Below are 17,969 nucleotides of genomic sequence, written 5' to 3' on the forward strand. Positions count from 1 at the left end.
CGTCCTCGGCGTCGGCCGCGGCCTCGCTCACCCTGGCCGGGGCCGCTCCAGCGCCGCGCGGTGGACAGGCCCTGGACCTCGGCGCCGCTGCGGCATCCAGACCCTGCACCTGCTCGCCCACGCCCGGCACGTGACCGCCACGGACCTGGCGCCGCGCTGCCTGGAGTTCACGGCCTTCAACCTGCTGCTCAACGCGGACGTGCTCGGCCTGGACCGTGAGCACCCCGAGGAACGGGTGGAGCTGCTCACCGGGGACATGCTCGAGCCGGTGGCCGGCCGCCGCTTCGACATGATCGTGTCCAACCCGCCGTTCGTGATCACCCCGCGCACGGACCCGGACGCCCCGGTGATGGTCTACCGGGACGGCGGCCGCGAGGGGGACCGGCTCGTCGCCGAGTTCGTGGCCGCCGTGCCCGCGCACCTGAACCCCGGCGGCACCGCGCAGATGCTCGCCAACTGGGAGATCCCCGCAGGTGCGGCCGAGTCCACCACGGTGCACGACGACGGCCCGGTCGCCTCCGCCGCAGACGGCGCCGCATCCTCCGCAACGCCCTGGGACGCCCGGCCCCGGCGCTGGGTCGCCGAGGGGACTGCGGCCGCAGCCGAGGCCGAGGGCCGCGACGTCCCCGTGCAGGCGTGGATCGTCCAGCGCGACGTGCAGGACGCCGCTGCCTACGCCGAGACGTGGCTGCAGGACTCCTCGCTCCAGCTGGACCCGGAGCAGTACCAGCGCCGCTACGCCCAGTACCTCGCGGACTTCACCGCCCGCGGTGTCGCAGGGGTCGGGTTCGGCCACGTGTGGCTGCGCCGCGCCGTTGAGGACGGCGGTCAGGGCGGCTCCTGGACCCACACCGAGGAGCTGACACAGCCCATCGACGATGCGATCGGCGGTGCCTGGGCCGCCGCGATCGCCCGCCGGGACCGGCTCGCCGCCCGGCGGAGCCACGGGGGCTGCCGGTGACGCCAGCGGCCAGGGTGAGGCCGCCGACGGCGGCAAGGGTGCCGGCGTCGTGAAGCAGGCCGGGTCAGACCCGGCCTCGCGACCCTGCGCTCGCTGCACCTGAAGGTCGCCGCGGACGTCACGGAGGAGCGGCATCAGCGGTTCGGGGCGGAGCATCCGGAAGTCATCCTGGCCCGTCAGGGCTCCGGGTTCCGCCGCACCGCCCGCCTCGACACGGCCACCGCCGGCCTGCTCGCCGCGAGCGACGGGGAGCTGGCGGTCGGGCAGATCGTCGGTGCGCTCGGGGCGCTCCTGGAGCTGGACGACCGGGCCCAGACTGCCCTGCTGGTGGCGGTCCGGGAGCTCTACGAGGACGGGTTCCTGGTGGAGGCCCACGAGACCCCCTGACGGCCCCCGGCCGGGACTCCACTGAGCTCCGCCCGTGGACGTCGTCCACAGACTTCCGGTTAGTGTGGGGCACTGGTCCTACGATGGGGCACCCTCGCCCCCGCACCGCACCGACCCAGCGCGGCCGACGCCGCGCCACCTGCAAGGAGATGTTTCCGTGGCCCGAACCACCGCCGCCGTGACGAGCACCGTGCCCGCGGGCAAGAAGCTCGTCATCGTGGAGTCGCCCGCCAAGAGCAAGTCGATCGCCAAGTACCTCGGCGACGGCTGGGTGGTGGACTCCTCCGTGGGCCACATCCGCGACCTCCCCAAGCCCTCCGACCTGCCCGCGGACATGAAGAAGGGCCCCTTCGGCAAGTTCGCCGTGGACACGGAGAACGGCTTCGAGCCCTACTACGTGGTGTACCCGGACAAGAAGAAGAAGGTCACCGAGCTCAAGCGCGCGCTCAAGGACGCGGACGCGCTCTACCTCGCGACCGATGCCGATCGCGAGGGCGAGGCCATCGCGTGGCACCTGCTGCAGACGCTCAAGCCCAAGGTCCCCGTGTATCGCATGACCTTCGGTGAGATCACCAAGGAGGGCATCGCCCGCGGCCTGGAGAACATCCGCGAGCTGGACACCGCCCTCGTAGACGCCCAGGAGACCCGCCGCATCCTGGACCGCCTCTTCGGCTACGAGCTCTCCCCGGTGCTGTGGCGCAAGGTCTCCCGCGGCCTGTCCGCCGGCCGCGTGCAGTCCGTGGCCACCCGCCTGGTGGTGGAGCGCGAGCGCGAGCGCATGGCGTTCGTGGCCGCGCAGTACTGGGGCGTGGAGGGCACCTTCACGGTCAACGAGGGCGCCGCCGCCTCCGCCGCCGTGGGCGCGGACTTCACCGCCCGCCTGGCCACCGTGGACGGCGTCCGCGTGGCCACCGGCCGCGACTTCGACGACACCGGCGCGCTCAAGGCCTCCGCCGGCAAGAAGGTCACCCACCTGGACGAGGAGGCCGCCGGCTCGCTGGCGAAGGGCCTCGCCGGCGCCTCCTTCACCGTGGACGCGGTGGAGGACAAGCCGTACACCCGACGCCCGGCCGCGCCGTTCACCACCTCCACGCTCCAGCAGGAGGCCTCCCGCAAGCTGCGGATGTCCTCGCGCGTGTCCATGCAGGTCGCCCAGCGCCTGTACGAGAACGGCTACATCACCTACATGCGTACCGACTCGGTCAACCTGTCCCAGGAGGCCGTCAACGCGGCCCGCCGCCAGGCCACCGAGCTCTACGGCGGCGCCTCCGTGCCAGAGAAGCCCCGCGCCTATGCCAAGCGCAACGAGTCCGCGCAGGAGGCCCACGAGGCCATCCGTCCCGCCGGAGACTCCTTCCGCACCCCGGCCCAGGTGAAGGACGAGCTGCGCCCGGACGAGTTCCGCCTCTACGAGCTGATCTGGAAGCGCACCGTGGCCTCCCAGATGGCCGACGCCAAGGGCTACACCGCCACCCTGCGCTTCTCCGCCTCTGCCGCCGACGGCCGGGTGGCCGGCTTCTCCGCCTCCGGCACCGTCATCACCTTCAAGGGCTTCCTGGACGCCTACGAGGAGGGCAAGGACGCCGGGACCGAGGACGAGTCCAAGGACTCCATGGGCCGCCGCCTGCCCGAGCTCTCCCAGGGCGACACCCTCACCGGCGACCCCGTGGAGCCCACCGGCCACGAGACCACCCCGCCGGCCCGCTACACCGAGGCTTCGATCGTGGCCGAGCTGGAGCGCCGCGAGATCGGCCGCCCGTCCACCTTCGCCCCCACGATCTCCACGATCATGGACCGCGGCTACGTGACCAAGCGCGGCAACGCCCTGGTGCCGTCCTGGACGGCGTTCTCCGTGATCGGCCTGCTGGAGGACTACTTCGGCCAGTACGTGGACTACGACTTCACGGCTCGCATGGAGGACGACCTGGACCGCATCGCCGCCGGCGAACTGGCCCGCGAGGCATGGCTGCAGACCTTCTACTTCGGCGCCGAGAACGGGGACGAGGGCCTGCGGAACATCGTGGAGAACCTCGGGGACATCGACGCCCGTGCGGTGAACTCCCTGCCCGTCACGGACGAGATCACCCTGCGCGTGGGCCAGTACGGCCCCTACCTGGAGAAGCCGCTCCCGGCGGACGCCGAGCCCGGCACCACCCCGCCGCGCGCCAACGTCCCGGAGGAGCTGGCCCCGGACGAGCTCACCGCCGCCAAGGCCGAGGAGCTGTTCGCCACTGCCAAGCCCTCCGAGCGCGTGCTCGGCCAGGACCCCGAGTCCGGCCGGGACATCGTGGCCAAGGACGGCCGCTACGGCCCCTATGTCACCGAGGTCATCCCGGAGATGACCGAGGAGCAGGTGCAGGCCTGGATGGACGCCCAGCCCACCGAGTACTACAAGAACGGCAAGCCCAAGCCGAAGAAGAAGCCGAAGAAGGAGAAGCCGCGCACCGGCTCCCTCTTCACGTCCATGGACCTGGACACCGTCACGCTGGAACAGGCGCTGCAGCTGATGTCCCTGCCCCGCGTGGTGGGCGCCGACGCCGAGGGCCAGCAGATCACCGCCCAGAACGGCCGCTTCGGCCCGTACCTGAAGAAGGGCGCGGACTCCCGCTCGCTGCAGTCCGAGGAGCAGATCTTCTCCATCACCCTGGAGGAGGCCCTCGAGATCTACGCCCAGCCCAAGCAGCGCGGCCGCGGCGCCGCGAAGCCGCCGCTGGCCGAGTTCGGCGAGGACCCGGTGTCCGGGAAGAAGGTCGTGGTCAAGGACGGCCGCTTCGGCCCCTACGTGACGGACGGCCAGACGAACATCACCGTGCCGCGCGGCAGAGACCCGGAGCAGCTCACCGCCGAGGAGGCCTACCAGCTGCTGGCGGACAAGCGGGCGAAGGGCCCCGCCACCCGCGGCGGCGCGAAGAAGACCACGGCGAAGAAGCCGGCCGCCCGCAAGGCCTCGGCCAAGCGCTCCACCACCGCCAAGAAGAAGGCCTGACGCCCGTGCGCCTCGGAGTCCTGGACATCGGCTCCAACACGGTCCATCTGCTGCTGGTTGACGCCCATCCGGGCGCCCGCCCCGTGCCCTACGCGGACCACAAGCGGTCCCTGCCCCTGATCCAGTTCCTGGACGAGGACGGCGCGATCGGCGCCGAGGGCCAGGACGAGCTCATCGGGTTCATCCGGGAGTGCTGTGACTTCGCGGAGGAGCACGAGGCAGAGGACATGATCACCTTCTGCACCTCGGCCATCCGCGAGGCCGCCAACGGCGCCGAGGTCCTCGCCCGCGTCCGAGAGGAGACCTCGGTGCAGCTCGCCGAGCTCTCCGGGGACCAGGAGGCCGCCATGACGTACTTCGCGGTGCGCCGCTGGCACGGCTGGGGCGTCGGCTCGATCCTGAACTTCGACATCGGCGGCGGCTCCTTCGAGATCGCCTACGGCGAGGACGAGCTGCCCACCCAGGCGCTGTCCCTGCCGCTGGGCGCTGGCCGCCTCACCCGGGACCGGCTCCCGGACGACCCGCCCTCCCCGAAGTCGGTGAAGAAGCTGCGCAAGCACATCGCGGCTCAGCTCGAGGAGGCGTACGCGCAGTTCCCGACCATCAAGGGACCGCTCTGCGTCACCGCCACGTCCAAGACCTTCCGCTCCCTGGCCCGCCTCACCGGCGCCGCCCCGTCCGCGGCGGGCCCCTTCGTGCGCCGCACCCTGCGGGCGGACGACCTGCAGCTGTGGGTCAACCGCCTCGCCGCCATGCCGGCCGAGGACCGCGCGGAGCTGCCGGGCGTCTCCGAGGTGCGTGCACCCCAGGTGCTGGCCGGTGCGATGGTGGCCCTGGCAGCGATGCGCACCTTCGGTGTGGCGGAGCTGACCATCTGCCCGTGGGCCCTGCGCGAGGGACTCATCCTCAACCGCCTCGACGCGCTCATGCTCGAAGGCCACCTGACCGCCGACGGCCGTCCCGGCGTCGGACACGTCAACCTCAACCCGGACGCCCTGCTGCCCGGGCTGGTCCAGGAGGACCGCTGACATGGAGACTTACGAACGCCTTCCCGACGACGGCCGCTCGCCCTCCGGGGGTGCCCTCGCCCTGCCGCGGCGGTTCGGGGCGGACATCCCCGTCACCCTGTCCTCCTCGTCCGTGTTCCCACTGGGGACGCAGGACGTGTTTGCCATGGCCGAGGACCTCGGCTACGACGGCGTGGAGGTGATGGTCACCCACAACGCCTTCAGCCGGGATGCGGACCGCCTGGTGAAGCTCTCCGAGCGCCACGGTCAGCGGATCGACTCGATCCACGCCCCGACCCTGCTGTTCACGCAGCAGGTGTGGGGGACCGCCTGGTCCAAGATCCGGCGCGCCGCGCAGCTGGCGAACGACGTGGGCGCCGGCGTGGTGGTGGCCCACCCGCCGTTCCGCTGGCAGGGAACCTACGCCTCCGGCTTCGCCGAGGGCATCCAGGAGATCATGGCGGACACCGGCGTGATCATCGCCGTGGAGAACATGTACCCGTGGCGCGCCTATGGGCGCGAGGCCAAGATGTACCTGCCGCACTGGGACCCGATCCCGCGCGGCTACGAGCACGTCTGCTGGGACTTCTCCCATGCGGCGATCGCCCGCGCCGACTCCCTGGACGCGCTGCGGCAGCTGGGGGACCGGGTACGGCACATCCACCTCACCGACGGCAACGACAGCCCCAAGGACGACCACCTCGTCCCCGGTGAGGGCACCCAGGCGGTGGCCGAGTCCCTGCGCCACCTTGCACGCGTGGGCCTGGCCGGTAGCGTGTGTGTGGAGGTCGGCACCCGCGGCGTCGAGTACGCAGGGCAGCGCGAGGGGAAGCTCGCCGCCTCCCTGGCGTTCGCCCGCGATCACCTCGCCGCCGGCGCACCGACCGCCTGAACGAGACCACGATCCCTCGAAGGAGCATCCTCCCCATGACCCAGACCCCCACCGACTCGCGCATCGCCATCCTCGGACTCGGCACCATGACCGGTGCGATCCTGGCCGGCATGCTGGAGCAGGGGGTGCCGGCGCGGAACGTCGTGGCCACCACCCGCTCCGCAGCCTCCGCCGAGAAGGCCGCCGCGAAGCACGGGGTCACCGTGACCTCGCAGGAGCAGGACGAGCGCGCCAACCACGCCGCCGTCGCCGAGGCGGACATCGTGATGGTGGGCGTGAAGCCGAAGGACATGGTCGCCACGCTCAAGGACCTCGCCGCCTCCCTGCGCCCGGAGACCGTGGTGGTGTCCGTGGCCGCCGGCGTCACCTCCGCCACCATGGCGGCCGTGCTGCCGGAGGGCCAGCCGATCGTGCGCACCATGCCGAACACCCCGCTGACCGTGGGCTCCGGCGTGGTGGGCGTGGCTGACGGTCCGACCGTCACCGCCGAGCAGTCCGCCGCCGTGCGGGCGCTCTTCGAGGGCTCCGGCCTGGTGGTGCCGGTGGAGGAGGACCAGCTCTCCGCCGTGGTGGCCACCGCCGGCTCCGCCCCGGCCTACGTGTTCCTGCTGGCCGAGCTGATCGCCGCCCACGGCGCCGAGATGGGCCTGGACGCCGAGGCCGCCGAAGCCATGGCCGCCGCCACCGTCAAGGGCGCCGGCATCATGCTCCAGCAGGACGGCGCCAAGGCCGAGGACCTGCGCAAGGCCGTGATGAGCCCGAACGGCACCACCGAGAAGGCCGTCTCCACCTTCATCGACGGCGGCATGGGCGACCTCGTGAACCGCGCGATGGACGCCGCCGCCGCCCGGGACAGGGAGATGGCCGAGGAGTTCCGCGCCTGACCCCACCGCCCCCGGGCGTTTTCGCTGACGAAACGGGAACGGCTGCCCCCAAGAGAACGCAGCGCCCCCGTCGCCATGGGATGTGGCGACGGGGGCGCAGCGGTGAGGGGCCGTCGTCGGGAAGCACGGGCCTCACCGACCGTGGCCGGTTCAGCCGTCCAGCGAGCGGGCGAAGCGGTGGAGCATGATCGCCACCTCCACGCGGGAGATGGTGCGGTCCGGGCGGAACGTGCCGTCCTTGTAGCCGCCGGTGATGCGGTTCTCCGTGGCCCAGGCGATGACCTGGGCGAACGAGCCGTCCACGGGGACGTCGGTGAAGGGGTCCTCCGTCAGCGGCACCGGCTTCGGGTGCAGGTAGCGGTGGATCATGGCCAGGGACTCGCCGCGGCTGATGTCGCGGCGCTTGCCGAAGCTGCCGTCCTTGTAGCCGACCGAGAAGCCCTGCAGCTGCATCCACCGCACCGCCTGGTAGGCGTAGGACTCCGGGGCATTGTCCGTGAAATCCGGGGTGCGGTTCGGGTCAGCCTCCACCACGAACGTCACGTCCCGCCACGGGGTCTGCACGGCGGTGCCGGAGGCGCCCTCGCCCGCCGCGCGCATGCGGATCACATAGCGGCCGGGGGTGCTGAACACCCAGTTGTTGTGCATGTGCACCGGGCCGGGCAGCTCAAGACGGGAGACGCCGGCGTCATGCGAGGCGATCACGGCGGTCTTGCCCAGGCCCGAGGTGAGGCTCGCCCACCACTTGGCCCGGCCGGGGCGGAGACGGTCTGCAGCTCCACGCCCAAGCCGTCCGGGAACCGGGTGCGGTCCAGGTGCTCGGTGGAGAAGCCGGGCCACACCAGCGAGCTCTTGTGCGTCTGCGGCAGCAGGTAGAAGATGTCTCCGAGGCCCGGGTACTGGCTCAGGTCCATGCCCTCGGTGCGCTGGGTGAAGGCCGAGCGGTTGACCTTCAGGGTGACGGAGTCGGTGGAGCGGTTCACCCGACCGGGGGCGTGGAGGGCCGGGGCGTCCTCGCCCACGTGCTCGGCGTAGTACTGCTCGGTGCCGAAGTAGTTGGAGGCGTAGACGTTCGGGTGCAGCCAGCTCACGGCGTCGTGGAGCCGGTGGACGTCCCGGCGGAGGCCTTCAGTGCGAAGCCTCCGTCCTCCCAGAACACCTTCGGGGCGTCGATGTGACCGGGCTCGAGCACCACCCGTCCCTCGGCGGCGGTGGCGGCGGGCGCGGCCGTCAGCCCGGACAGCAGCAGGGCGGCGGCGGTCAGGCCCGTGGTCAGGACGCGGGGTCCCGTACCTCTCGTGTGCATCGCGTTCCTCATCTCATTCTCAGCGTGACGATGGCGGCCACACAGTAGTAATAAGGAGAAGCGTTTGCAATAAGAGGCGGGCGAAGCCCCAGGGTGCACCAGGCGCGGGGTGGCCGGTGAGCGCACAAGCAGGTGGGGCGGGTGTGGATGGTGAGGGGCCGTCGTCGGGAAGCCGGGGCGCGGCCGGGAGGCAGCGAGGCCGGAGCGGAGGGCGGCCCGTCTCAGCGGGAGGCGCCGAGCCGGGCGTGATCAGCTCCGCGGCGGACTCAGGGCCGCGCGGCGAAGCGCTCGATCAGGTCCGTGTGGCCGGAGACGATCAGGGTGTCCCGGGGGCCGACCTTGGTGTCCGGCTGGGCGTAGGTGAACTCCTCGCCGGGGGTCTTCACGCCCACGATCGTCACGCCGTACTTCTTGCGCACGTCCGACTCGGCCAGGGTGAAGCCCACGGTCTCCGTCGGCGGGTGCATCTTCACGATCGCGAAGTCGTCGTCGAACTCGATGAAGTCCAGCATGCGCCCGTTGACCAGGTGCGCGGCGCGGACGCCGGCGTCGAACTCCGGGAAGATGATGTGGTTCGCGCCGATGCGGCGCAGGATCTTGCCGTGTGCCGAGGTGATCGCCTTGACCCAGATGTGCGGGATCTCCAGGTCCACCAGGTTCACGGTGATCAGCACCGAGGACTCGATGGACGTGCCCACGCCCACCACCGCGGCGGAGAAGTCCTCCGCACCGAGCTGACGCAGCGCCTCCGCGTCCGTGGCGTCCGCCTCCACCACATGGGTCAGCGTGGACGCCCACTTCTGCACGAGCACCGGGTCCTTCTCGACCGCCAGGACCTCACGGCCCTGCGTCACCAGCTCCTGCGCGGTGGCCGCACCGAAGCGGCCCAGGCCGATCACGAGCACGGGGGCGTTGGGGTCGTTGCGCTGCTGGTCAGCCAAGGATCGGCCTCTCGACGGGGTAGCGGTAGAGCACGCGGCGCTGGCGCAGGGCCAGGGCCGCGGCGAAGGTAATCGTACCGACGCGGCCGGCGAACATCATGGCCGTCAGCACGTAGACGCCCGCCGGCGGCAGCTCCGCGGACAGGCCGGTGGACAGGCCGCAGGTGGCGAACGCGGAGATCACCTCGAACAGGGGGCGCTGCAGCTGCTCCGTGGTCATGGCCAGCACCACGAGGGTGGCCACCAGGACGAGGGTGGCGCCGAGGGCGAGCACGGCGATCGCGACGCGCAGGGTCTCCGAGGCGATCGTGCGGCCGTGGACGGTGACCTCCTTGTCACCGCGGGCCTCGGCCACGATCGCCAGAAACATCACGGCCAGCGTGGTCACCTTGATGCCGCCGGCCGTGGACGCCGAGCCGCCGCCCACGAACATCAGCGCATCGGTGAGCAGCAGGGTCTCCGAGGTCTGGGCGTTGACGTCGATCACCGAGAACCCGCCCGAACGGGTCATCACCGAGGCGAACAGGGACTGCCCGATCTGCTCGCCGCCGTTCATGGACGCCAGCGTGTTCGGGTTCGTGTGCTCGAAGACCCAGATGAACACGGCGCCCAGGACCAGGAGGATCAGCGTGACCTCCACGGTGATCTTGGTGTGCAGGTTCCACTGACTGTAGCGCCAGCCCTTCTGCATGAGCACCAGCACCACCGGGAAGCCGAGGGCGCCCACGAACACGCCCACGGCGATCAGGGTGAGCAGGTACGGCTCGTGCGCGAACGACTCGAGCCCGTCCGGGTGCAGGCTGAAACCGGCGTTGTTGAACGCGCTGACGGCGTAGAACACCGCATGCCACAGGCCCCGGCCCACGGATCCGGCCTCGGCGATGAACCGCGGCGCCATGAGCACGGTGAGGATCAGCTCCGCGGTCAGCACCGTCACCACCACCACGCGCAGCAGCTTGCCGACCTCGCCGACGTTGCCCGTGGTCATGCCGCCCTCCTGCGTCAGCAGCTTCGAGCGGACGCCGAGGTGCCGGGAGACGGCCAGGGTCAGCAGGGAGGCCATGGAGAGGATCCCCAGGCCGCCGATCTGAATGGCGACCAGGATGATCACGTGCCCGAGCGTGGACCAGTGCTCCGCGGTGTTCACGGTGGTCAGCCCCGTCACGGACACGGCGGAGACGGCCGTGAACATGGCGTCGTGCAACGGGGTGTGGTGGCCGTCCCGCGCCGCAAACGGCAGGGTCAGCAGCACGGTGAAGAACCCGCCCACGAGGGCGAACGCGGTCAGTGCGGTCCGGGCCGGGGAGGACCCGGCCAGGTGCTTCACCGAGTGCGAGGTGCGCCGGACCACTGCGCGTACGCCGCGGCCGGACTCCAGCGAGGACGAGTTCCACGGCTCGGGGCGGCGGCGCGACCGCGGGCGGGGGGCGCGGTGCCGAGCGGTGCACCGCCATGGGGAGGCGGCGTGGACGGGCGGGGGCCATGGGTCCACAGGCTACCGGGGGAGATGCTGTGGACGCGCGTGGGAATGCGGTCCGGCGCGTGTTGCCGCCGTGTCATGTACGCGTCATGTGCGACCCCTGTGCCGTGGCAGGGGTCACGCAGTCGTAGGCTGGCAGTGATGAGCGCCACGTCTTCACCCCGCAGCACCCAGCCGGCAGCTGTCGTCTGGCACTCGGACCTGCTGAAGTACCGCTTCAGCGCCGAGCACCCGATGGCCCCGCTCCGCCTTGACCTGACCCACCGTCTGATCGAGTCCTTCGACCTGCTCTTGGGCGAGGATGTGCGGATCATCGAGCCGCCCGTGGCCACGGACGAGCAGCTGCAGCTCGTCCACGAGCCGGAGTACATCGCGGCCGTGAAGGCGGCCTCCACGGAGGCCGCGGAGGACGAGGCCCATGGCCTGGGCTCGGACGACTGCCCGATCTTCCCGGACCTGCACGAGTCCGCCGCCCGCATCGCCGGCGGCACACTCGCCGCGGCAGAGGCGGTGTGGTCCGGCGAGGTCAGGCGGGCCGTGAACTTCTCCGGCGGCATGCACCACGCCTCCCGAAAGTCCGCCGCCGGCTTCTGCATCTACAACGACTGCGCCGTGGCCATCCAGCGTCTGCTGGACCTCGGCGCCGAGCGCGTGGCCTACGTGGACGTGGACGCCCACCACGGCGACGGCACCCAGTCGATCTTCTACAACGACCCTCGGGTGCTCACCGTCTCGATCCACGAGACCGGCTTCGCGCTGTTTCCGGGCACCGGCTTCGCCAACGAGGTCGGCGGCCCGGACGCCCTGGGGTCCGCGGCGAACGTGGCGGTGCCGGCCCGCACCGGAGACGCGGGCTTCCTGCGCGCCACCCATGCCACGGTGCCGCAGCTGCTGCGCGCCTTCGCCCCCCAGGTGCTCGTGACCCAGCACGGCTGCGACTCCCACCACGCCGACCCACTGGCTGACCTGCGCCTGACCGTGGACGGCCAGCGTCAGCTCGCCTTCGACCTCGCGGACTGGGCGGACCAGTTCTGCGAGGGCCGGTGGATCGCCACGGGCGGCGGCGGATACAACCCGCTCAAGGTGGTGCCGCGCGCATGGGCCCACCTGACGGCTGTGGTGCTGGACACACCGATCCCCGTCAAGGCCGAGATCCCGCAGGAGTGGGTGGACCACGTGAAGGCCCTCACCGCGGACGACCTCACCGGGGACATGTCCCTGGACCCTGAGGACGAGGAGGGGCGCATCCCCGCCACCATGGGCGAGGGCGCGGACGTCTGGTGGCGGTCCTGGGAGGTCGGCTACGACCCGTCCGACCCCGTGGACCAGGCCATCATGGCCACCCGCAAGGAGCTCTTCCCGTACCACGGGCTCGACCCCTGGTTCGACTGAGGGCCTGCCGGCCGCATCGGCCGGCACGCGTCGTCCCGCGGCCCCCGTTCCGCGCGGATTCGCGCCACGCACGCGTGCCCGGTATTGTGGCCGGGAACGTTTCCAGCGTTCCACACCCGGTGGAATGCGGGTCGGCCCTGCCGCTCCGGCGGCCCGGTGCGGTCCGAATGACCCCGCCGACCTTCACCCCCCGACATGAGGAGACCCCATGGGTTCTGTGATCAAGAAGCGCCGCAAGCGCATGGCGAAGAAGAAGCACCGCAAGCTGCTTCGCAAGACCCGCCACCAGCGTCGCAACAAGAAGTGACGCCTGCTCCCTGAGCAGATGCGAGGCCGCCGTCCCGTCCGGGACGGCGGCCTCGCTGTGTCCGGGGGAATTCGGCGGGGCGCCCTCCGCCGTGCCCGTAGGGTGGTGCGCATGGATTCCCGGACCCCGACGACGGCCCCCGCCCCCGCCTCCGCCTCGCGCCCTCGCGTCCAGCTCTTGGTCAAGGAGGGCTGCCACCTGTGCGCGGCGGCCGTGGAGACGGTCGCGGAGGTCTGCGGCCGGGTGGGGGAACCCTATGAGCTCCTGGACGGCGCCGAGCACCCGGAGCTGCTCGAGCGGCACGCGGAGGAGATCCCGGTGCTGTTCGTGGACGGCGTCCAGCGGGACTTCTGGCGGGTGGACCCGGTCCGGCTGGAGCGCATGCTCACCGCGGCCTGAACCCGGCGCGGGTCACCTCACCTCGTCCGCATCGTCTTGGCCCAGGCCCGCTGACGCATGTACTCCGTGGCGTCCGGACGGTAGGCCATCACGATGCCGGCCACGCCGAGCAGGACCCACACGACCTCCAGGCCCACGGCACCGCTGAGGACACTCACCAGCAGCAGGAGCACGGACAGCGCGGCGAGCACCGTGCCGACCACGCGCGCGGCGCGGGAGCCGGACCGGATCGTGAACGCGACGAGCAGATAGAGGGCGAGCGCCACCAGGGCGAGGGCGATCATGACTCCGGGCAGCATGGAGATGGTCATGTCCATCATCTGCTGCGCCTCGGCACCGGTGACGCCGGAGGCCTCGATCTGCTGCTGCGCGGCATCCTCGATCAGGGCCCTGCCCTGCGGGGTGGTCATCGCGAACGCACCCATGAGGGTCGAGCCCACCATGACGACCGCCGCCGCGATGATCAGCCAGAACGCGGCGGTGAGGGACGTCGGGCGCCGCGGCTCCTGCATCGGCCCGCCCGGCCACTGCTGGCCGGAGCCCCACTGCTGCCCGGGCTGCTGCCACTGCTGCGGCCGAGCCTCGCCGTTCGGTTCCTGCAGCCGGCCGTACGGGTTCTCCCCGTAGGGGTTCCGGCCGTACTCGGAGCCTGCGCGGTACTCCTGGCCATCCTGTCCGGCCCCCTGGGCGCCGGTGCTCCCGCCCCCGTACTCGTGTCCGCCGCCGTACTCCTGTCCGTAGGTGGGGCGGTCCCTGTTCTCGCTCACGGCGGTGTCCTTCCGTCGGTGCCGTCGGTCCGCGCGGTCACGCGGCCTGTGGCCTCCCACGCTAGTGCCTGTGGCCCCGTCCCGTCTCTGACAGACTGGGGGCATGAGCGTTCTGGCCACGGTGCATCTCGTCCGTCACGGTGAAGTCTTCAACCCGGACCGGGTCCTCTACGGACGGCTGCCGGGCTTCGGCCTGTCCGAGCTGGGCCGGCAGATGGCCGACGGCGTGGCCGAGTGGTTCGTGCACCGCGCGAACCGGCTGCAGCGCCAGCCGGCCGTCGTGGCCTCCTCCCCGTTGGAGCGGGCGCAGCAGACCGCCGCCCCCATCGCGGCCGCCTTCGGCAAGAAGCTGGAGACCGAGCCGAACCTGATCGAGGCGGAGAACGACTTCGAGGGCATGTCGAACGTGGCCGCCACCCTGAAGTCCACGCCGAGCCTGTGGCCGAAGCTGCGCAACCCGGCCCGCCCGTCCTGGGGTGAGCCATACATCCAGCAGGTGCAGCGCATGGTGAAGGTCGTCCAGCGCTCGCGGGACGTGGCCGTGGACGTCCTGGGCCCGGGCGCCGAGGCGATCCTGGTCTCCCACCAGCTGCCGATCTGGGTGACCCGCCTGGCCACCGAGGGCCGTCCCCTCATGCACGACCCGCGTCAGCGCGAATGCACCCTCACCTCCGTCACCTCGCTCGTCTTCGAGGCCGGTCGCGAGAGGCCGCGTGTGGAGTACCACGAGCCGAACGCCCACCTGCTCGCCCAGGCCGCCAACCTCCCCGGCGCCTGACACCACGCCTCCTCCCGCCCCTTTCCTTCCCGACGACGCCCGCACCTCCTCTGGCCACCCTCGCGCCGCCCGGGGCGAGGGGACGGGCGGGGCCGGGGTGCCGTCGTCGTGACCCCCTACAGGTTCCGGTCAGGATGGCCGGGCAGACTAGACTGGTCAGAACCCCTGATGCTGTCCCGTGCCTTTGACGAGGAGGTTCCTCCATGTCCGCGTCCCGTCTGACCCGTCGACGCCTGCTGGCGGGCCTGGGCCTGGGCGCGGCCGCCCCCGTGCTGGCCGCCTGCGGCGGCGGGGACGACGTCCTGGCCGGCCAGGCCGGCAACGCGGACGGGAAGAACTACATCGCCGGAGACGGCTCCGTGGCCGAGTACGCGAAGGGCGAGCGCTCCGAGCCGGTCGAGTTCTCCGGCGCCCTCTTCGACGGCACCGAGGTGTCCGCCGAGTCCCTGCGCGGCGCCCCCGCCCTGCTGAACTTCTGGTACGCCGCCTGCGCACCGTGCCGGATCGAGGCACCCCACCTGGTGGCGCTGCACGAGCAGTTCGAGCCGGAGGGCGTGAGGTTCCTCGGTGTGAACGTCCGGGACACCGCCACCACCGCGCAGGCCTTCGAGCGCTCCTTCGAGATCCCGTACCCGTCCGTGGAGGACCTCTCCGGGGACGTGCTGCTCGCCCTGTCCGACTTCGTGCCGCCGCAGGCCGTGCCCTCCACCCTCGTGCTGGACGCCGAGGGCCGGGTGTCCGCCCGCGTGCTCGGCGCCGCGGAGGAGGGCACCCTGCGCGCCCTGCTCAAGACCGTGGTCGACGAGCAGGGGCAGTGACGCCGGCGCCGATGCAGAACAACCCCTTCGCCGAGGCCGTCCTGGACGGGTCCCTGCTGGTCGCCGCGCCCATCGCGCTGCTGGCCGGCATCGTGTCCTTCCTGTCCCCGTGCGTGCTGCCCCTGGTGCCCGGCTACCTCGGCTACGTGACCGGGCTCGGGGGAGAGCGCCTGGAGGACCGCCGTCGCAGCCGCCTCGTGCTCGGCGCCGTGCTGTTCGTGCTCGGCTTCTCCGTGGTGTTCGTCCTGGTCGGAGTGATGTTCGGGCAGATCGCCTTCTGGCTGCAGCGGGACGGCGAGTGGGTGACCCGCCTGCTGGGCGTGGCCGTGATCCTGCTCGGCGTCGTCTTCCTGGGCCGGTTCGACCGGCTCCAGACCGAGCGCCGCCTGCACCTGAAGCCCGCCGCCGGGCTCGTGGGGGCACCGCTGCTCGGCATGACGTTCGGCCTGGGCTGGGCGCCCTGCATCGGCCCCACCCTCGCCGCCGTCCTGGCCATGGCCACCACCGGCGCGGACGGTGCCGCCGGCCGCGGTGCCCTGCTGGCGTTCGTCTACTGCCTCGGCCTGGGCCTGCCGTTCATCCTCATCGCCCTCGGCGTGGAGCGCGGCCTGGCCGCCCTGGCCTTCTTCCGCCGCCACCGCCGCGCCGTGCAGGTGTTCGGCGGCGTCCTGCTGATCGTCCTCGGCCTGGTCATGGTGACCGGACTGTGGAGCGCATGGACCCTCCAGCTGCAGACCTGGTTCCAGAACGAGGTGAGACTTCCCCTGTGAGCACCCGAGCGAAGAAGTCCGAGGCGGCCCTGCCGACGCTCGGCGCCAAGGAGATGGCGCGCTGGGCCTGGACGCAGATCACCAGCATGCGCACCGCGCTGATGCTGCTGCTGCTGCTCGCCGTGGCCGCCGTGCCCGGCTCGCTGGTGCCGCAGCGCCGGGCCGGCCCGGAGATCGTGGACCAGTGGATCGAGGACAACCCGTTCTGGGGCCCGATCCTGGACTTCCTGCAGTTCTTCGACGTCTACACGTCGGTGTGGTTCTCCGCGATCTACCTGCTGCTCTTCATCTCCCTGGTGGGCTGCGTGGTGCCGCGCGCGATCAAGCACGTGAAGGCCATGAAGTCCCCGCCGCCGCGCACCCCGCGGCGGCTGTCCCGCCTGCCGGAGTCCGGCACGGTGGTGCTCGAGGAGTCCGGCCCGGGGCCGGAGCAGGCCGTGGCACAGGCGAAGGCGTGGCTGAAGAAGCGCCGCTACCGGGTGGCGGACTGCACGGACGAACGCGGCGTGTCCGTCTCCGCCGAGCGCGGCTACCTGCGGGAGATCGGCAACATCGTCTTCCACTTCTCGCTGATCGGCGTGCTCGTGTTCATGGCCTACGGTGGCATGACCAAGTACACGGGGCAGAAGATCATCGTGGAGGGCGAGGGCTTCGCCAACAACCTGGTGGCCTACGACTCCTTCACCCCCGGCACCTACTTCAAGGCGGAGCAGCTGCAGCCGTTCTCCCTGAAGCTCGAGTCCTTCGACGCCGTGTTCGAGCGTCAGTCCGAGACCCACTACGGCCAGCCCCTGGACTACACGGCGAGGATGGAGGTCCGCGAGGGCCCCGGCGCCGAGCCGCAGGAGCAGACCCTCAAGGTCAACCGGCCGCTGGACGTGGACGGCGTGCGCGTCTACCTCGTGGGCAACGGCTACGCGCCCGTGGTGACCATCCGGGACGGGAACGGGGACGTGGCGTTCCAGGGCCCCGTGGTGACCCGGGTCCAGGACCAGATGTACACCTCCCTGGCCGTGATGAAGGCCCCGGACGCCAGGCCGGACCAGCTCGGGTTCGTCGGCCTGTTCCTGCCGGCCTCCGTGGAGGGCGAGGACGGCGTGGCGGTCTCCGTGGACCCGGAGCTGCTCAAGCCGCAGCTGATCCTGAACTCCTACTACGGCGACCTCGGCCTGGACGAGGGCGTCCCGCAGAACGTGTACGTGCTGGACACCGAGCGCCTGACCGAGCTGAACAGCCGGCAGAACGAGAACGGCGGCATCACCCTGGACGAGGGAGAGACCTACGAGCTGCCGGACGGCAAGGGCTCCATCAGCTTCGACGGGGTCCGCCGGTACGTCGGCCTGGACATGCACTACGACCCGGGCAAGTGGGGCGTGGGCGTCTTCGCCGCCACCGCCCTGATCGGCCTGGCGGTCAGCCTGTTCGTGCGCCGCCGCCGCGTCTGGGTCCGTGCGGACGTGGACGAGTCCGGCCGCACCCGCGTCGAGTACGCACTGCTCGCCCGCGGCGAGGTCAGCGGTCTGCGCGAGGAGAACGTGGCCCTGCGCACCGCCATGGAGAAGATGTGGCCGGTGACGGCCCCCGAGAGCGACAATGGAACCGACGACGGCGGTGCGCCTGCACTCCGTCCCCGCCCCGGATCAGGAGTCTGACCGTGTTCAACCCGACGGCACCCGTCAACGAGCAGCTCGCCCTGTACAGCGACCTGTTCATGCTCATCGCCGCGCTCGTCTATGCGGCGTCGTTCATCGTGTTCGCCATTGACATGGCGGTCGCGTCGACCACGATCCGGCGCCTCGAGGGTCAGCTGGCCGCCGAGCGCGACCTGGCCCGGCACGCGCAGCCCCTCTGCGGTCTCCGCGTCCGCCGCGGACACGGGGCGCCGGCTCCAGCC

The 17,969-nt window shown here is 71.5% G+C and carries 18 protein-coding genes and 1 pseudogene; 13 read left to right on the top strand and 6 right to left on the bottom strand.

The features are described from left to right. The 5 genes from AC2W7A_RS02425 to proC all read left to right on the top strand — a co-directional run. The coding region (locus tag AC2W7A_RS02425; RefSeq protein WP_485989941.1) for a methyltransferase at positions 1–961 on the top strand (961 nt) is incomplete at its 5' end. 565 nt (positions 962–1,526) lie between these two features. Next, positions 1,527–4,334: a type I DNA topoisomerase gene (topA, locus tag AC2W7A_RS02430; RefSeq protein ID WP_485989956.1), complete on the top strand. Its 2,808-nt coding sequence runs from the start codon at positions 1,527–1,529 to the stop codon at positions 4,332–4,334. A gap of 5 nt (positions 4,335–4,339) precedes the next feature. After that, a complete protein-coding gene (locus AC2W7A_RS02435; protein WP_485989942.1) occupies positions 4,340–5,362 on the top strand; it encodes a Ppx/GppA family phosphatase in 1,023 nt (340 codons plus the stop codon). A 1-nt stretch (position 5,363) separates the two neighbouring features. Further along, positions 5,364–6,233, top strand: coding sequence for a sugar phosphate isomerase/epimerase family protein (locus tag AC2W7A_RS02440; protein WP_485989943.1), 870 nt, complete (start codon positions 5,364–5,366; stop codon positions 6,231–6,233). Between the two features lie 35 nt (positions 6,234–6,268). Beyond that, positions 6,269–7,117, top strand: a complete 849-nt coding sequence (gene proC / locus AC2W7A_RS02445; protein WP_485989944.1) for a pyrroline-5-carboxylate reductase — start codon at positions 6,269–6,271, stop codon at positions 7,115–7,117. A gap of 150 nt (positions 7,118–7,267) precedes the next feature. Here the strand turns inward: proC and AC2W7A_RS02450 are convergent, their stop codons facing one another. The 5 genes from AC2W7A_RS02450 to AC2W7A_RS02470 form a co-directional block, all read right to left on the bottom strand. Further along, positions 7,268–7,822 carry an S-layer homology domain-containing protein gene (locus tag AC2W7A_RS02450; protein WP_485989945.1) on the bottom strand — a complete coding sequence of 185 codons (555 nt, stop codon included), beginning with the start codon at positions 7,820–7,822 and terminating at the stop codon, positions 7,268–7,270. Then, entirely contained in the window at positions 7,819–8,208 is a 390-nt protein-coding gene (locus AC2W7A_RS02455; RefSeq protein ID WP_485989946.1) for a hypothetical protein, read from the bottom strand. The genes AC2W7A_RS02450 and AC2W7A_RS02455 overlap by 4 nt, the downstream gene beginning before the upstream one ends. Then, positions 8,205–8,423: a hypothetical protein gene (locus AC2W7A_RS02460; RefSeq protein WP_485989947.1), complete on the bottom strand. Its 219-nt coding sequence runs from the start codon at positions 8,421–8,423 to the stop codon at positions 8,205–8,207. The genes AC2W7A_RS02455 and AC2W7A_RS02460 overlap by 4 nt, the downstream gene beginning before the upstream one ends. Positions 8,424–8,689: 266 nt before the next feature. Further along, positions 8,690–9,364, bottom strand: coding sequence for a potassium channel family protein (locus tag AC2W7A_RS02465; RefSeq protein ID WP_485989948.1), 675 nt, complete (start codon positions 9,362–9,364; stop codon positions 8,690–8,692). Further along, positions 9,357–10,742 (bottom strand): TrkH family potassium uptake protein, encoded by a 1,386-nt coding sequence (locus tag AC2W7A_RS02470; protein WP_485989957.1) that lies wholly within the window; start codon positions 10,740–10,742, stop codon positions 9,357–9,359. The genes AC2W7A_RS02465 and AC2W7A_RS02470 overlap by 8 nt, the downstream gene beginning before the upstream one ends. A 243-nt stretch (positions 10,743–10,985) precedes the next feature. Here AC2W7A_RS02470 and AC2W7A_RS02475 point away from each other — a divergent pair, with 243 nt between their 5' ends. The 3 genes from AC2W7A_RS02475 to AC2W7A_RS02485 all read left to right on the top strand — a co-directional run bounded on the left by AC2W7A_RS02475 (position 10,986) and on the right by AC2W7A_RS02485 (position 12,942). Beyond that, positions 10,986–12,236 (top strand): acetoin utilization protein AcuC, encoded by a 1,251-nt coding sequence (locus tag AC2W7A_RS02475; protein ID WP_485989949.1) that lies wholly within the window; start codon positions 10,986–10,988, stop codon positions 12,234–12,236. Between the two features lie 208 nt (positions 12,237–12,444). After that, positions 12,445–12,543: a 30S ribosomal protein bS22 gene (locus AC2W7A_RS02480; RefSeq protein WP_003792170.1), complete on the top strand. Its 99-nt coding sequence runs from the start codon at positions 12,445–12,447 to the stop codon at positions 12,541–12,543. Between the two features lie 111 nt (positions 12,544–12,654). Next, on the top strand, positions 12,655–12,942 hold the full coding sequence (locus AC2W7A_RS02485) for a glutaredoxin family protein (RefSeq protein WP_485989950.1): 288 nt from the start codon (positions 12,655–12,657) through the stop codon (positions 12,940–12,942). A gap of 17 nt (positions 12,943–12,959) precedes the next feature. Here AC2W7A_RS02485 and AC2W7A_RS02490 read toward each other — a convergent pair whose 3' ends face one another. Beyond that, positions 12,960–13,709 (bottom strand): hypothetical protein, encoded by a 750-nt coding sequence (locus AC2W7A_RS02490; RefSeq protein ID WP_485989951.1) that lies wholly within the window; start codon positions 13,707–13,709, stop codon positions 12,960–12,962. A 103-nt stretch (positions 13,710–13,812) separates the two neighbouring features. On the opposite strand from AC2W7A_RS02490, the gene AC2W7A_RS02495 reads away from it, so the two are divergent. The 5 genes and pseudogenes from AC2W7A_RS02495 to AC2W7A_RS02515 all read left to right on the top strand — a co-directional run. Then, on the top strand, positions 13,813–14,487 hold the full coding sequence (locus AC2W7A_RS02495) for a histidine phosphatase family protein (protein WP_485989952.1): 675 nt from the start codon (positions 13,813–13,815) through the stop codon (positions 14,485–14,487). Between the two features lie 203 nt (positions 14,488–14,690). Continuing rightward, complete coding sequence (locus tag AC2W7A_RS02500) at positions 14,691–15,305, top strand: TlpA family protein disulfide reductase (protein WP_485989953.1); 615 nt, start codon at positions 14,691–14,693, stop codon at positions 15,303–15,305. An 11-nt stretch (positions 15,306–15,316) separates the two neighbouring features. Continuing rightward, positions 15,317–16,075, top strand: coding sequence for a cytochrome c biogenesis CcdA family protein (locus AC2W7A_RS02505; protein WP_485989954.1), 759 nt, complete (start codon positions 15,317–15,319; stop codon positions 16,073–16,075). Next, positions 16,021–17,727 (top strand): cytochrome c biogenesis protein ResB, encoded by a 1,707-nt coding sequence (gene resB, locus AC2W7A_RS02510; RefSeq protein WP_485989955.1) that lies wholly within the window; start codon positions 16,021–16,023, stop codon positions 17,725–17,727. Before AC2W7A_RS02505 ends, resB begins: the two co-directional genes overlap by 55 nt. Positions 17,728–17,729: 2 nt before the next feature. Beyond that, positions 17,730–17,969, top strand: a pseudogene (locus AC2W7A_RS02515) (c-type cytochrome biogenesis protein CcsB); the annotation flags it as partial.

The organism is Micrococcus sp. LASM2_SD2 (assembly GCF_057364565.1).

Bases quoted from the DNA above. Each gene is read 5' to 3' on its own strand.
- AC2W7A_RS02440 (WP_485989943.1), top strand. From the start codon at position 5,364: ATGGAGACTTACGAACGCCTTCCCGACGACGGCCGCTCGCCCTCCGGG.
- proC (WP_485989944.1), top strand. From the start codon at position 6,269: ATGACCCAGACCCCCACCGACTCGCGCATCGCCATCCTCGGACTCGGC.
- AC2W7A_RS02460 (WP_485989947.1), bottom strand. From the start codon at position 8,423: ATGCACACGAGAGGTACGGGACCCCGCGTCCTGACCACGGGCCTGACC.
- AC2W7A_RS02475 (WP_485989949.1), top strand. From the start codon at position 10,986: ATGAGCGCCACGTCTTCACCCCGCAGCACCCAGCCGGCAGCTGTCGTC.
- AC2W7A_RS02480 (WP_003792170.1), top strand. From the start codon at position 12,445: ATGGGTTCTGTGATCAAGAAGCGCCGCAAGCGCATGGCGAAGAAGAAG.
- AC2W7A_RS02485 (WP_485989950.1), top strand. From the start codon at position 12,655: ATGGATTCCCGGACCCCGACGACGGCCCCCGCCCCCGCCTCCGCCTCG.
- AC2W7A_RS02495 (WP_485989952.1), top strand. From the start codon at position 13,813: ATGAGCGTTCTGGCCACGGTGCATCTCGTCCGTCACGGTGAAGTCTTC.
- AC2W7A_RS02500 (WP_485989953.1), top strand. From the start codon at position 14,691: ATGTCCGCGTCCCGTCTGACCCGTCGACGCCTGCTGGCGGGCCTGGGC.
- AC2W7A_RS02505 (WP_485989954.1), top strand. From the start codon at position 15,317: ATGCAGAACAACCCCTTCGCCGAGGCCGTCCTGGACGGGTCCCTGCTG.
- resB (WP_485989955.1), top strand. From the start codon at position 16,021: ATGGACCCTCCAGCTGCAGACCTGGTTCCAGAACGAGGTGAGACTTCC.